This window comes from Pseudomonas parasichuanensis (assembly GCF_021601385.1).
Lineage (GTDB): Bacteria > Pseudomonadota > Gammaproteobacteria > Pseudomonadales > Pseudomonadaceae > Aquipseudomonas > Aquipseudomonas parasichuanensis.
The window spans coordinates 1-14,455 of the sequence record NZ_BQHO01000059.1; the positions used below are offsets into that span (position 1 = coordinate 1).

The 14,455-nt window shown below is 65.9% G+C and carries 9 protein-coding genes and 1 pseudogene; 5 read left to right on the forward strand and 5 right to left on the reverse strand.

Annotated elements, in window-relative coordinates:
- The first annotated feature begins 547 nt into the window (after positions 1-547).
- The 5 genes and pseudogenes from sbnA to L6D77_RS26440 all read left to right on the forward strand — a co-directional run bounded on the left by sbnA (position 548) and on the right by L6D77_RS26440 (position 7,863).
- Positions 548-2,560, forward strand: a pseudogene (gene sbnA / locus L6D77_RS27645) (2,3-diaminopropionate biosynthesis protein SbnA).
- Complete coding sequence (locus L6D77_RS26425; RefSeq protein WP_232885574.1) at positions 2,554-4,344, forward strand: FAD/NAD(P)-binding protein; 1,791 nt, start codon at positions 2,554-2,556, stop codon at positions 4,342-4,344. The pseudogene sbnA and the gene L6D77_RS26425 overlap by 7 nt, the downstream one beginning before the upstream one ends.
- Positions 4,341-4,955, forward strand: coding sequence for a glutathione S-transferase family protein (locus L6D77_RS26430; protein WP_232885573.1), 615 nt, complete (start codon positions 4,341-4,343; stop codon positions 4,953-4,955). Before L6D77_RS26425 ends, L6D77_RS26430 begins: the two co-directional genes overlap by 4 nt.
- Before the next feature lie 12 nt (positions 4,956-4,967).
- Positions 4,968-6,404 (forward strand): L-lactate permease, encoded by a 1,437-nt coding sequence (locus L6D77_RS26435; RefSeq protein ID WP_232885572.1) that lies wholly within the window; start codon positions 4,968-4,970, stop codon positions 6,402-6,404.
- Positions 6,405-6,420: 16 nt separating this feature from the next.
- On the forward strand, positions 6,421-7,863 hold the full coding sequence (locus L6D77_RS26440; RefSeq protein ID WP_232885571.1) for an aminotransferase-like domain-containing protein: 1,443 nt from the start codon (positions 6,421-6,423) through the stop codon (positions 7,861-7,863).
- Positions 7,864-7,869: 6 nt separating this feature from the next.
- Here L6D77_RS26440 and L6D77_RS26445 read toward each other — a convergent pair whose 3' ends face one another.
- The 5 genes from L6D77_RS26445 to L6D77_RS26465 form a co-directional block, all read right to left on the reverse strand.
- Complete coding sequence (locus L6D77_RS26445) at positions 7,870-8,769, reverse strand: LysR family transcriptional regulator (protein WP_232885570.1); 900 nt, start codon at positions 8,767-8,769, stop codon at positions 7,870-7,872.
- A 156-nt stretch (positions 8,770-8,925) separates the two neighbouring features.
- Positions 8,926-10,941, reverse strand: a complete 2,016-nt coding sequence (locus L6D77_RS26450; protein ID WP_232885569.1) for a pyridoxamine 5'-phosphate oxidase family protein — start codon at positions 10,939-10,941, stop codon at positions 8,926-8,928.
- A gap of 18 nt (positions 10,942-10,959) precedes the next feature.
- A complete protein-coding gene (locus L6D77_RS26455; RefSeq protein ID WP_232885568.1) occupies positions 10,960-11,589 on the reverse strand; it encodes a glutathione S-transferase family protein in 630 nt (209 codons plus the stop codon).
- 134 nt (positions 11,590-11,723) lie between these two features.
- On the reverse strand, positions 11,724-12,278 hold the full coding sequence (locus L6D77_RS26460) for a UPF0149 family protein (protein ID WP_232885567.1): 555 nt from the start codon (positions 12,276-12,278) through the stop codon (positions 11,724-11,726).
- Between the two features lie 171 nt (positions 12,279-12,449).
- On the reverse strand, positions 12,450-14,093 hold the full coding sequence (locus L6D77_RS26465) for an acetolactate synthase large subunit (protein WP_232885566.1): 1,644 nt from the start codon (positions 14,091-14,093) through the stop codon (positions 12,450-12,452).
- Between the last annotated feature and the right edge of the window lie 362 nt (positions 14,094-14,455).

Genomic DNA, 14,455 nt, shown 5'->3' on the forward strand with positions numbered 1-14,455 from the left:
CTGATGCGCTACAACCTCAAGCGGCTCCATAGCTACAACGGCTATGAAACGCCGGTAGCCATGGAGGCAAAGCTCAAAGCGGCGGCATAAACCTTAATCGGTGTCCAAAATTACTTGACCAGATCACTTTAGCCGCGAACACCGGCAACGCCGGTGCCATCCACCGCATCGCCTGTTTCGCGGCTAAAGCCGCTCCCACAGGGATCGCGCACGGCGTTCCAATTTTGAGCAAGGCCGGTGCTCCCGCAAGCCCCCTCCCCCTGTATTGAAAAATCCCGATTTTCTGTATCTGTCGCCCTCCCCTACCCGCCCCGCACCATCACTCCCGCAGCGCCTGGCACACCTACCCGGTGCGCACTTGCATGCCAACCCCAACATCATGAGCAACATCGTTTCCACGGATGGAAAGCGCGTTTGTAGATAACCGTAGAACAGGCAAGCGCTACCACCCGGTACCCCACTTCCCTGCTGCCTCGTTATTTCAAAGCCTGCCGGCCTTGCGGCCGAACGGCACGCTTCGTTCAGGAAATCTGACAGGGATGCCCTAATGATCAAGCAACTGATAAACGAAAATAACTACGTTCAGGTCGATCAGCTGTGCAGTGCCAAGGTGCACTTGAAGATCGAGGGCCTGAACCCGGCCGGCTCCATCAAGCTCAAGACCGCCCACGCGATCGTCGCCGACCTTGAAAGCCGTGGGTTGATCACGCCCCGCACGCGCCTGATCGAATCCTCCTCGGGCAACCTCGGCGTGGCCCTGGCGATGGTCTGCGCAGCCAAGGGCTACCAGTTCGTCTGCGTCATCGACCCCAACACCTCGGCGCCCAACCGCAAGCTGATCCAGGCCCTCGGCGCCCAGGTGATCGTGGTCGACCAGCGCGACGAGAACGGCGGTTTCCTCTACTCGCGCATCCGCCTGATCGAGCAGATGGTCGCGCAGAACCCCGACTACATCTGGCTCAACCAGTACCAGAACCCGAACAACCCGCTGGCCCACTACAACGCCACGGCGCGGGCCATCGCCGAGAAGTTCGGGCATGTCGACTACCTGTTCGTCGGCGCTGGCACCACCGGCACGCTGATGGGCTGCAAGCGCTACTTTGCCGACCACCACCCGCACACCAAGGTGATCGCGGTGGACTCGGTCGGTTCGGTGACCTTCGGCCTGCCCGGTGGCACCCGCCATATCCCGGGGCTGGGCACCAGCCGCCGCCCGGAAATCTACGAGCCCAGCGATATCCACGCCTTCCTCACCGTGCCCGAGGTGCGCACGGTGCAGGTGTGCCGCTGGCTGGCGCAGCGCTATGGCCTGCTGTTCGGTGGTTCCACCGGCACGGTGCTGGCCGGCGTGCAGCAGTGGGCGGCGCAGATCCGCCCGGACGACGTGGTGGTGGCGATCTCCCCGGACATGGGCGAGCGCTACCTCGAAACCCTCTATTCAGACGACTGGGTCAGCCAACGCTTGGGCCCGGACGCGCTGCAACCGTTGTTCCCCGAATTCCCTCTCTCCCTCACGGCGTAACCTGTCATGACCGCACAAGCTTCGATTCCCCCGTTCCACGTGATCCCCGGCGCCACCGTCAAGGACATCCTCGCCGGCATGCGCCAGGAGGCCATCGAGGTGGTCGCGCAGACCTACCTCACCCACGAGCGCGGCGAAACCGTCAACCCGGACAGCTACTTCCTGCGTTTCCCCGAAGAGCCGGCCAACCGCATCATTGCCCTGCCTGCGGCGATCGTCGACAAACAGGGCGAGCAGTCGGTGTCGGGCATCAAGTGGATCGCCAGCTACCCGGACAACATCCACGCCGGCATCCCGCGGGCCTCGGCGGTGCTGATCCTCAACGACCCGCAAACCGGCTACCCCTACGCGCTGCTGGAAGGCGCGCTGATCAGCGCCGTGCGCACCGCCGCCTCGGCCGTGCTGGGCGCCTGGCTGCTCAACGATAAGCAAAAGCGCGCTGGCAGCCTGTCGATCATTGGCGGCGGCGTGATCGCCCGCAACATCCTCGACACTTTCATCGGCGACGACTGGTCGTTCGGCCAGGTCGGCGTGCATGACCTCAACCGCGAGTCGGCCGAGGCTCTGGCCGGTTTCGGCGAGCAGCTGGGCCTGCCACAGGTGCAACTGTGGTCGCTGGAAGAAGCGCTCAAGGCCGATATCGTGGTGTTCGCCACCAGCGCCGGTACCCCCTACGTCAGCGGCGACGACACCTTCCGCCCAGGCCAGGTGGTGCTGAACATCTCGCTGCGCGACATCGATGCCGGCATCGTCGCCGCCAGCTACAACTTCTTCGACGACGTCAGCCACTGCCTCAAGGCCAACACCTCGCCGCACCTGGCCGAGCAGCGCTTCGGCCACCGCGATTTCGTCACCGGCACCGTGGCGCAGATCCTGCGCGGCGAGCTGCAGGTGGACCGCGACAAGCCACTGATCTACTCGCCGTTCGGCATGGGCATCCTCGACCTGGCCCTGGGCCGGCGCATCCATGACGTCGCCCTCGAGCAAGGTTCAGCCGTTGCCGTGCCGTCGTTCTTCGGGGAGGAGCGCAGATGGTGAGCAAGCCCCTGCACATCGGCCTGGTGGGCTGCGGCTCGCGCGGGCTGTCGATCTTCGAGCGCCTGCTGAGCATCGCCGAAACCCGCCCGCAACAGCCGCTGGTGATCGATATCTTCGACCCCAACGTGTTCGGCACCGGTGCCCACTGGCCCAACCAGCCGGACTACCTGCTGCTCAACACCGTGGCCGGGCAACTCGGGGTGTACCCCGACGCGGCGGCCTTCGGCACCCTGCACGATGCGCGTGAACGCTCGGGCCCGGACTTCCTGGACTGGTGCCGGGCCAAAGGGGTCAAGGTCGACCCCAAGACCGGCCTGGTGGCCGACGAAGGGCGCGCGGTGGAGCCGGAGGATTTCCTCCCGCGCCGGCTGCTCGGCGCCTACCTGGCCGACGCCTTCTCGCGCATCCTGCGCAGCGCGCCAGCCTGGGTGGCGGTGCGCCTGCACCCGCATGCGGTGGTCGGCCTGCGCACCGATGCGCAGCAGGCCTACCTGCTCAAGCTGCCGTCGGGCGACAGCGTGACCGTGGACCGGCTGATCCTGACCGTCGGCCATACCGGGCGGGTGCGTGCCGACGAGGAAGGCCGGGTGGGCGATATCTACCCGCTGCCGGGCAGCCTCGACAGCATCGCCCCCGGCGAAGCCGTGCTGCTCGAAGGGCTGGGCCTGGGGGCGATGGATACCCTGGCGGCGCTGACCGCTGGCCGCGGTGGTGCCTACCACCGCATGGCCGACGCCAGCCATGTGTACTTCCCCTCCGGCAAGGAGCCGGTGATCTATATCCAGTCGCGTGACGGCCTGCCGTTCCGCGCGCGCCCCAATGGCCTGACCCGGGCGCCACGGCACAAGCCGATCTTCCTCACCAGCACCCATATCGATGCCCTGCGCCAGCAGGCGCCGAACGGCCAGCTGGACTTCGAGCGTGACGTGCTGCCGCGCATGCTGCTGGAAATGCGCGCGGCCGGCATGGCGGTGCTGCACGCCAAGACCGACCCGGCGCGCCACCGTGAAGTGCTGGAGCAACTGCGCACCGTCAGCCTGCAAACGCCCACCGACACCCGCGAAAGCGAGGGCCTGCTGCGTCACTACGAGGCGCTGTCCGGCGCCATCGACCCGCAGGCGCTGATCCTGCACAGCCTGCCGGCGCAGGTGAACGCGCACAACTACCATGCGTGGATCTACGACGCCATCGAGGCCGATCTGCACGAGGCCCGCATCGGCCGCGCCGAGTCGCCGGTCAAGGCGGCCATCGAGGTGTGGCGCGACCTGCGTGACCGCCTGCGCGAGGCGGTCGACTTCGACGGCCTCACCGAGGCTTCGCACCGGCAGTTCTATGGCCGCTGGCACAAGGCGATCAACCGCCTGGTGGCCGGGCCGCAGAAGGAACGCCACGCCGACCTGCTGGCCCTGAGCGATGCCGGGTTGCTGACCTTCCTGCCACCGGGCGCGGTGCCAGCCGCCAAGCCTTACCGGCGCGTGGCCGGTTACGTGCAGGGCAGCGGCGTGCACGACAGTGACTGCGCCCCGGTGCGCGACCTGGCGCGGCTGGGCCTGATCCGCCCGCGCACCGACGTGCCGGGCCTGGATGGCATCGAGGTCGACGCCGCCTGCCACCCGCGCTCGGTCGAGGGTGACCCCGTGCGCAACCTGTGGGTGCTCGGGCCGTTGGCCGAAGGCTCGTGCTACTACAACCACTACGTCACCTCGGCCGGCGCGCCATCGCGCCTGTTCATCGACGCCCACAAGGCCGCCTCGGCCATCCTCGACACAGGGACCGCCCCATGAAGCTCTACTACCAGACCCACTCGCCCTACGCCCGCAAGGTGCTGGTGATGGCCCATGAGCTCGGGCTCGCCGAGCGCCTGGAAGTCATCCACCACGAGACCAGCCCCACCACCCGCAACGAGACCATCTACCAGGCCAACCCGCTGGGCAAGGTGCCGGTGCTGATGCTGCCCGAGGGCGAGGCGCTGTTCGATTCGATCGTGATCTGCGACTACCTCGATACCCTGCACCAGGGCGCAAGGCTGATCCCGGCCCAAGGCCCCGAGCGCTACCAGGCCCTGCGCCTGCAGGCACTGGCCCAGGGCCTGTGCGATGTCGGCATCAAGCTGCGCTGGGAAGTCGAGCGCCGCCCGGCGCACCTGCGCTACCCGGCCTATGGCGAGGGCCAGAAGTACAAGCTTGAAGAGTCGTACCGCTACCTCGAACAGCAGGTCGACCTCGACGGCCCGCTGAACGTCGGCCATGTGGCCCTGGGCACCGCCCTGGACTGGATCGTGTTCCGCGAGCTTTCGGACTTCTCCCAGCACCCGCGCCTGAACGCCTGGTACCAGCGTTTCTGCGACCGCCCCTCGATGCGCGCCACCGAGTACAGCGGTCAGACCCACGATTAAGGAACACAGCACATGGCTGCTCTCTTGTTGCAAATGTCGCCCATCGGCCTGGTGATCGCGCTGATCCTGCTGGTGCGCCGGCCACCGGTACAAGCGGCCCTGGCCGGCGTCGCGGTGGTCTTCCTGCTGTGGGGCATGGGCGCCGCGGCGCCGCTGTCGGCCGCCGCCAGCTCGGCGATCATCAAGGACACGATGATCCTGTTCCTCAGCACCGCCTGCGTGATCGTGCCGGGGCTGGCCTTCGTCATCCTGGTGGAGCGTGGTGGCGCGCCGCAGGCCATCGGTGCCTGGGTGCGCGAACTGGGCTGGAAGCCACCGGCGCAGGTGATCTTCATCGTGCTGGGGCTGGCACCACTGCTGGAAGCGATGACCGGCTTCGGCGTCTCGCTGATTGCCACCGTGCCGCTGCTGATGGGGCTGTTCTCGCGCCAGGCGGGTATGAAAATCGCCCTGGCCGGCATGGTCATCATGCCGTGGGGCACCCTGGGCCTGGCCACGGTGATCGGCGGCTTGCTCACCCACCTGCCGGCCAACGAGCTGGGCAGCCATTCGGCGCTGATCAGCGCGCCGGTGTTCCTGGTGCTGGCGGGCATCGCCCTGTGGCAGGCCGGTATTCGCAGTGCCCTGCCGTGGCTGGGGCTGTGCGCGGTGTCGGTGCTGTTCAGCGCGGTGCTGTATGGCATCAACCGCTTTGTCGGGCCTGAGGTATCCGGCGTGCTGGCGGGGCTGACAGTGGCCGCGGTGGGCCTGGTGATTTCATACCTGCAGCGCAAGCGCCTGGTGCGCTGGCCGGCGGCGGCCTGGCCATACCTGGCGCTGCTGGGGGTGATCGTCGCCTCGCGGGCGCTGTTCGTGCTGTCGGGCTGGGATGGCGTGTGGGTGATCAAGGGCGAGCATGTGTCGTGGAAGCCGCTGGCCTCGCCGGGGCTGGCGCTGCTGATCGTCACCGTGCTGATGACCCTGCGCCAGCGCGCCGAGGGCAGCTTCCCGTGGGCCTCGCTGCTCAAGCGCGCCAAGTTCCCGGTGGCGACCATCTTCCTGTTCCTGCTGCTGTCGCAGGTGATGGTCAACGCGGGCTTTTTGGTCGAGGCACAACGCGCCCTGCAATCGCTGTCGGGGATTTCGCTGGCACCGACCGTGGCACTGCTGGCGGGTATCGCCGGCTACGTCACCGGCTCCAACGTGGGCGGCAACACCCTGGTGATGCCGTCGATCGCCGCCCTGGGCAGCGACTACGGGCCGTGGCTGGCGGCCATGGTCAACAGCGCCGCCGGGCATGGCGCGCTGGGCTCGCTGTCGATCCTGTCGCTGATCACCGGGCTGGCGGCCGCCAACCGTGAAGAAGAGCACGGGCTGATCCGCTTCGCCTTCGGCCTGGTGGCGCTGAACATCGCCATCGTTGCTGCAACCGGGGTGGTTTTACTTTATGTTCTGGGGGGTCATTCCTGAGCTAGCAAGAGACCCCATGGATCGGTTCGAAGCACCTGATAAACGCTGGCGGAGAGTCAAGGACTGGATCATCCGCCAGATCGACAGCGGTGAATGGCCGGCGCAAACCAAACTGCCGTCCATCCGCACCCTGGCCCGCCTGTTCGACACCAGCATCACCACCGTGCAGCGGGCCCTGGCCGACCTCGAAGCCAACGCCTATGTGCTGACCGAGCCCAGGGTCGGCTACTTCGTCTCGGCGGCGGGTCGCGCCAGCCCGGCCAGCCGCTTCGACTTCTCCAGCGTCACGGTCAACGTCAACCACGCGGTGGTCGCCATGCTCTCCCAGGCGGCCAGCCGCACCACCCTGTCGCTCAGTTCGGCGGTATTGCACGGCGACCTCACCCCCCACGTGCTGCTCAACAAGTGCATGGCCACACTGGCCAGCAAGGCTGACCAGGCCATCGCCGGGCTGGTGACGCCCCCCGGGCATGCGGCGCTGCGCCGGCGCATCGCCGGGCTGATGCTGACCCGGGGCGTGGTCTGCGGCCCGGACGAAGTGCTGGTGACCTCGGGCGATACCGTCGCCCTGGAACTGGCCCTGGAGGCTGTGGCCCAGCGCGGTGCCACGGTGGCCATCGAAACCCCCACCTACTACGGCATCCTGCAGACCATCGAGCGCCTGGGGATGCGTGCGCTGCCCATGCGCACCCACGGTGAAACCGGGATCGACATGGAGCACCTCGAAGAGGCGCTAAAGCTGAAGAAGGTCGATGTGATCTTCCTCAACCCGACCCTGCAGAACCCACGCGGTTTCATCATGCCCGAGGCGGCCCGTGCCAGGCTGTCGCAACTGGCCCGCGAGGCCGATGTGCCGATCATCGAGGACGACATCTTCTTCGACCTGGTGCCGGAAACCGAGCGGCCACGGGCGCTCAAGAGCCATGACAGCACCGGGCAGACCATCTACTGCTCGTCGTTCTCCAAGACCGTGGCCCCGGGCTTCCGGGTGGGCTGGTGCGTGGCCGGCAAGTACCGCGACGCCATCCTCGCGCAGATGTTCTCGCGCAACCTGGCGGTGTCGAGCCTGGCGCAAAGCGCGCTGAACGAGTTCATCGGGCGCGGCTACATGGACGAACACTGCGCCCGGCTGCGCGGGCAGCTGGCCACGGTGAACGAGGCGATGCTGGGGCTGGTGCGTTCGGGCTTCCCGGCGGGCACGGTCTACGTGCCGCCGCGTGGGGGGTTCATCCACTGGCTGGAATTGCCGGCGGGTACCGACATGGCCCTGCTCCAACAGTTGGCCCATGAGCGGGGCTACCACATCGCCGGCAGCGGGATTTTCTTCGCCGATGGCCAGCCCACCACGGGGCTGCGCTTGTGCCTGGGCAGGCCGCTGTCACCGGAGCTGACCCATGGCCTGAGCGTGCTCGGCGAATGCGCCAGCCTGGCCCAGCGGGCTTGCGTGGCCCCGGCCTGAGCCGGCTCAGGCCAGATGCTGCTGGCCGCGCAGGTGTTCGGCCAACATGTCGATGAAAGTGCGTACCTTGGTCGAGCCGTATTTGCTCTCGCGGTGCAGTACATGGATCGGCCAGGGCGCTTCTTCGTACTCGGCAAGGATCACCTGCAGCCGACCGGCCGCCAGCTCGTCGGCCACCTGGTAGGACAGCAGCCGGGCAATGCCCAGCCCGGCACTGGCGGCGGCGATGGCGGCGTCGTTGCTGGTCACGGTCAGGCGTGGCTTCATGCGGATCAGGGTCGGGTCGTCGATGGCGCCAAAGCGCCAGTCGGTGCGTGGCGAAAGGATGCCGGCGGCAATGATTGCGTGGCCTTGCAGCTCGCTCGGATGGCGTGGGGTGCCGTGCTGTTCGAGATACTCCGGCGAGGCGCACAGCAGCCGGCGCATGCTGCCCACACGTAGAGCCTTGAGGCCGGAATCGGGGAGCTGGCCAATGCGCACGGCCACATCCATGCCCTCTTCCACCAGGTTCACCACCCGGTCGAGGAAGTAAGCCGATACGTCCACCTCGGGGTACTGCTGCAGGTAGCGGACGATGCAGGGCATGACGAACTTCTTGCCGAACAGGATCGGCGCGGTCACGGCCAGGTCGCCCTTGGGCGCAGCGTTGATGCCGGCGGCCGCTTCGTTGGCTTCGACGATGCTGGCGAGAATATGCCGGGTGTCTTCCAGGTAGCGCCCGCCCGCCTCGGTGAGGCGCACGCTGCGGGTGGTGCGCAACAGCAGCTTGACCCCGAGTTGTTCTTCCAGGGCAGTGACGGCACGGGTCACGGCCGCAGGGGATATCGCCAGACGGCGGGCGGCGGCGGCGAAGCTTTCCAGTTCGCCGACAGCGACGAACACCTTCATCAGGTGGATCTGGTCCATGCGGGCTCCTGGGCCTCGGGGGTGCGGGGATTATCCGTTACAGCGAGGTTTTGTGCTGCCTTCACTGGCCCTATCGCTGGCAAGCCAGCTCCCACAGGGTTCGGCGCGGTCCATGTGGGAGCCGGCTTGCCGGCGATAGGGCCGGTACGGCCAACCTCAGAGTTCCAGTACCAACGGCTGCGCGCCATCCTCCGGCTGGGCCGGCACCGCGCAGCAGATCAGCACACTGCCGCTGTCGGGCAGCTCGGCAGGCGGGTTGGGGTAATGCACCTGGCCACTGACCACACGCGTTTTGCAGGTGCCACAGGAACCGCCCCGGCAACTGAAGTCCGGTGACAGGCCGCGGCGTTCTGCCAGCTCCAGCAGCGTGCCGCTGTCGGGCGCCCAGCGGGCCTCCTTGGCGGAACTGGCGAAGTAGACCGGCACCGGCTGGGTGGCGGCCGGGGGCTGTTGCAGCACGGGTTGCCGGTCGTCGGTGTGGCGGCGCAGGGTCGATGGGCCGAATGCCTCGGCGTGGATGCGTGCATCGGGTACATGCACCGCGCGCAGGCCTTCGTACAGGTCCTGGGTGAAGCTGGCCGGGCCACAGAGGTAGAAGTCGTAGTCGTCCAGCGCCAGGGTGGCCTTGATCTGGGCGATGCCCAGGCGGCCGGCGAACTCGAAATCGCGGCCTTGCTCGGCGTGATCTTCCGGCTGGCTCAAGGCGCGGTGGATGCTCAGCACGTCACCGGCCTGCTGCTTGAGCAGCGCAAGCTCCTGCTGGAAAGGCAGGTCGGCCAAAGTACGCCCACCCTGGAACAGATGAACACGACGCCCCAGGCCTGAACTCAGTTGCTCGCGCAGCATGGCAATCAGTGGCGTGATGCCGACCCCGGCAGCGATCAGCACCAGGGGGCGCTGGCTCTGTTGGTCGAGGGTGAAGTTGCCCATGGGCAGGCGCACGTCCAGCAGGTCGCCGACCTTCAAGTGCTCATGCAGGTGCTGCGAAGCCGGGCCCTGCGCCTTGACGCTGATGCGCAGGTAGCCGTCGGACGGTGCGCTGGAAAGGCTGTAGGTGCGCACCAGCGGCGTCTGGCCGTCGAGTTGCAGGCGCACGGGGATGTGCTGCCCCGGCGCGAAGGAAACTGGCTTGTTGTCATTGGGCTGTAGATAGAACGAGCGGATATCGCGACTTTCCTGTTCGATACGCGCTACCCGCCAGGCCAGCCACTGGCGCTGCCGTTCACGCTGTTGCAGGCGCTGTTCGGCCTCGGCCCAGGTGCCGGTCGCCAGGCTGGTCGGGGCATACTCCTGGAAGGCCCAGCGCAACGACACCGCTGCCGGGCGCAGCACCACCTGTTCGATGTCCAGCGCCCAGAGCCGCTCGGCGCCTTCGAATGCGCTGATCAGGGGGCTGTCGAGCATCACCTCGGTGCGGCCGGACAGTTGCAACACATTGCCGGTTGTGAAATCGACGAACAGCAGACCGGCAACCGGGTTCACCAGCAGGTTGCCGAGGGTGTTGAAATGCAGGTTGCCGGCGTAGTCGGGGATGGTCAGCCGGTTGCCTTCGACCTTGACGAAACCCGGGCGGCCGCCGCGATGGGACACGTCCACCGAGCGCCGGCCATCCTCATGCTCGACGTAACTGGCGACGAAGAAGGTGTCGGCGCCTTCGATCATCGCCTGGGTTTGAGCATCGAGTGCCGTGGAATCCTGGCGCCCCTGTGAAGGCTCATCGACACGGGTGTATTCGCGCAACTGAATGTACTGCGGGCAGTTGCCGAACGATTGCTCGACCGCCACCTCCAGCCCTCCCCCTGCAACACGGCGGGCCTGGCCGTTGAGGCGATTGCGCCGGCGGGTGTGCAGTTCGATCCCCAGCAGGCCAATGGCGCCACCCTGGGCCAGGCCAGGCGTGGCGGGATCATCGCCGGCCAGCTCGGTATCGATCAGCAGCTGCTTCGGATCGGGCGAGCCGACGAAGCCTTCCGGGCCTTCGAGCAGCGTTGCCCAGGGTTTGCCCTGCGCATCCACGGCACCGGCCACGATAAACGGCAGCTGGTGGTAGAACACGCGATGCTGGTCAGGCATATGGTCGCGGATGACTTTCTGCCCGAACGCCTCCATGCGCTCGGCAACGCCGACTTGCTCCTGCAGTCGTTTTTCACCTTCGTGCCAGGGAGAGCGCATGGCGGCATTCCTCGGGGGTTACAGCGTGGTCTGCAGGCCGATGACCGTGCGCGGCATCGGCACGAACCCTGGCAACGCTTCGATCCGGGCAAGCCAGGCGCGCACATTCGGGTAGGGCTCCAGCGACACATTGCCCTCTGGCGCGTGGGCGATGTAGGAGTAGTTGGCGATATCGGCGATGGTCGCCTCGCTGCCAACCAGGAACGGCTGCTTGACCAGTTCGGCATCGATCACCTTGAGCAGGGTGTGGGCGCGGCCGATGACTTCGTCGGTGTTGAACGAGGCGCCGAACACGGTAACCAGACGCGCGGCAGCAGGGCCGAAGGCCAGGGGACCGGCGGCCACCGACAGCCAGCGCTGCACGCGGGCTGCACCGACTGGGTCCTGGGGCAGCCAGCGTTCACCGCCGTAGGCCTTGGCCAGGTACACCAGAATCGCGTTGGAGTCGGCGATCACGGTGCCGTTGTCGTCGATCACCGGTACTTGGCCGAACGGGTTGAGGGCGAGGAAATCGGGTTGCTTGTGCGCGCCCTTGGCCAGGTCGACAAACACCAGTTCGGTGGGCAGGTTCAGCAGCGACAACATCAGCTCGATGCGGTGGGCATGGCCGGACTTGGGGAAGTTGTAGAGTTTGATCGGGGTTGGCATGTGCTTGGCTCCGGATCAGCGCCGGGAGTGGCGCTGCTGGAGAACATGCTGCACTGGATCGGTTGGCAGCAGAATAAGTGCGGGAAGCAATCCAGTATTTCGGCAGGTGGAATAATCAACCCGCGATCACGGCCTCAATGCCGCTGCTGTTTCTGGTACTGGTACAACCCGCGCGCGGCCTCGACTACCTGCGGTACACAGGCCTGGAGTTCATCGAAGCTCATCGAATCGAGCAACTCGAAGTTGTCTTCCAGACCATGCAGCGAAATGGCCTTGAGCAGACGGTCCTGCTCCGGCGGCAACGCGCTCCACTCGGCGACTTGGGTGCCGCGCATGTAGCCGAAGCACCATTCTTCGAGAATGATCGCCGGTCCGCCTTCATCCTCGCTCTCTTCGAACAAGGGCGCGAAGTCGGCAAGGTTGTCGGCCAGTTCTTCGGCGATCTGGCTGGCGTAACGCAGCATCAGCGCGGTGTAGGCCTCTTCATGGGCGGGCTTCTTGAACTTCGGGACCTTGCCACCGGAAACAGCGGGCAGCCATGTCTCTGGATTGACCTGGACCGGTGAGCTGGCCAGGGCGGTGAACAAGCCGTTGAGCTCGGCCAGGTTGATGACCGAATAGTCGTTGCCGTAGGTGATCAGCAGGTCTTCGAGGCGGTCGAGTTCTTTTTCGCTGAGCGGGGGGAGCATGGGTGGGGTGTCCTGGGAAAGGAAATTTGGGTGAACCCTAACACATGGAAGAAGCGGCTATAAAACGATCGCGGGGCAAGCCGCATCGGCGCACCGCCGCTCCCACGTGTCCAACTACGTGGGAGTGGCGGTGCGCCGATGCGGCTTGCCCCGCGATGAGGGTGCTACGGCTTATACCGCCAGCGCGCGCTCACGCAGCTCGCTGTTGAGGATGCGGTCGTTCTCGCTGTAGTCGACCGGGCAGTCGATCACGTGCACGCCTGGTGTTTTGATGCAATGCTCCAGCAGTGGCAGCAAACCTTCGGCGCTTTCCACGCGGTGGCCGTTGGCACCGTAGGCTTCGGCGTATTTGACGAAGTCCGGGTTGCCGTAGTCCAGGCCGAAATCGGTGAAGCCCATGTTGGCCTGCTTCCAGCGGATCATGCCGTAGCCGTCGTCACGCAGGATCACCACGGTGATGTGCATGCCGAGGCGTACTGCGGTTTCCAGCTCCTGGCTGTTCATCATGAAGCCACCATCGCCACACACCGAGATCACCGGGCGGTCCGGGTACACCAGGTGCGCCGCCATGGCCGACGGCAGGCCGGCGCCCATGGTCGCCAGGGCGTTGTCGAGCAGTACGGTGTTGGGCTTGTGCGCCTTGTAGTTGCGGGCGAACCAGATCTTGTAGATGCCGTTGTCCAGGGCAACGATGCCTTCGGACGGCAGCACGCGACGGATGTCGGCGACCATGCGCTGCGGGTAGACCGGGAAGCGGTTGTCGTCGGCGCCTTCGGCAATCTGCGCCTCGTTGGCTTCGCGGATGGCCATCAGGCGGGTGAAGTCCCAGTGGCTGGTGTCGGTCAGGGCTTCGCTGATCTGCCACACGGCGTTGGCGATGTCGCCGATCACTTCCACCTGCGGGAAATACACGGCGTCCACTTCAGCGGAGCGGAAGCTCACGTGGATCACTTCGGTGCCGCCACGGACCATGAAGAACGGCGGCTTCTCGATCACGTCGTGGCCGATGTTGACGATCAGGTCGGCGGCTTCAACCGCACGATGTACAAAATCGCCGGAAGACAGCGCGGCGTTGCCCAGGAAGCGTGGGTGACGCTCGTCGACCACGCCTTTACCCATCTGGGTGGTGATGAACGGGATGCCGGTCTTGTCGATCAGTTGCTTGAGGACCTTGGCGGTCATCTTGCGGTTGGCGCCGGCGCCGATCACCAGGATCGGGTTACGGGCGTTCTTCAGTTTCTCGACGGCGGCTTCGATGGCCACGTGCTCGGCCAGCGGGCGACGGTGCAGGCTGCGCGGGATCGGCAGCGCGTCGGTCTGCTCGGCGGCGATGTCTTCCGGCAGCTCCAGGTGCACGGCGCCCGGTTTCTCTTCTTCGGCCAGGCGGAAGGCTTCACGCATGCGGGCCGGGATGTTGTCGGCCGAGGCGAACTGGTGAGTGTACTTGGTGATGGGGTCCATCATGCCGCACACGTCGATGATCTGGAAGCGGCCCTGTTTGGACTTCTTGATCGGCTTCTGGCCGGTGATCATCATCATCGGCATACCGCCGAGGTAGGCGTAGGCGCTGGCGGTCACCAGGTTGGTGGCGCCGGGGCCGAGGGTCGACAGGCTGACGCCGGTCTTGCCGGTCAGGCGGCCATAGGTGGCAGCCATGAAGCCTGCGGACTGCTCATGGCGGGTCAGTACCAGCTTGATCTTCGATTTGCGCAGGGACTCGAGCAGGTCGAGGTTCTCCTCGCCGGGGATGCCGAACACATACTCGACACCTTCGTTTTCCAGGCATTGCACAACGACATCGGCGGCCTTGGCCATTTTGCTTCTTACCTCAGTGTATAGGGCGGTGGAGGTCCAGAAATGCGCAGCACGGTACGCTGGCATCGCTCTGTCCGGGTGCGAGGATTGCCCCGAACCTAAGTCTTGACGCAGGGTCGATGCGGGAAAGTCACGTCATCGAACGGTAATAATTGTCGCACCCCTGGTGCCGCATGCGGAGGTATCCGACGCGCAAAAGACCTTTGCCTTGAAACGAGGCAGGAAGGATTTAATAGCCGGAAAAGACAAAACCCCTACCTGCATGCGCAGATAGGGGTTTTGCGAAATGAATCTTGACGATGACCTACTCTCACATGGGGAAACCCCACACTACCATCGGCGATGCATCGTTTCACTACTGA

Bases quoted from the DNA above. Each gene is read 5' to 3' on its own strand.
- L6D77_RS26425 (WP_232885574.1), top strand. From the start codon at position 2,554: ATGGTGAGCAAGCCCCTGCACATCGGCCTGGTGGGCTGCGGCTCGCGC.
- L6D77_RS26430 (WP_232885573.1), top strand. From the start codon at position 4,341: ATGAAGCTCTACTACCAGACCCACTCGCCCTACGCCCGCAAGGTGCTG.
- L6D77_RS26435 (WP_232885572.1), top strand. From the start codon at position 4,968: ATGGCTGCTCTCTTGTTGCAAATGTCGCCCATCGGCCTGGTGATCGCG.
- L6D77_RS26440 (WP_232885571.1), top strand. From the start codon at position 6,421: ATGGATCGGTTCGAAGCACCTGATAAACGCTGGCGGAGAGTCAAGGAC.
- L6D77_RS26445 (WP_232885570.1), bottom strand. From the start codon at position 8,769: ATGGACCAGATCCACCTGATGAAGGTGTTCGTCGCTGTCGGCGAACTG.
- L6D77_RS26450 (WP_232885569.1), bottom strand. From the start codon at position 10,941: ATGCGCTCTCCCTGGCACGAAGGTGAAAAACGACTGCAGGAGCAAGTC.
- L6D77_RS26455 (WP_232885568.1), bottom strand. From the start codon at position 11,589: ATGCCAACCCCGATCAAACTCTACAACTTCCCCAAGTCCGGCCATGCC.
- L6D77_RS26460 (WP_232885567.1), bottom strand. From the start codon at position 12,278: ATGCTCCCCCCGCTCAGCGAAAAAGAACTCGACCGCCTCGAAGACCTG.
- L6D77_RS26465 (WP_232885566.1), bottom strand. From the start codon at position 14,093: ATGGCCAAGGCCGCCGATGTCGTTGTGCAATGCCTGGAAAACGAAGGT.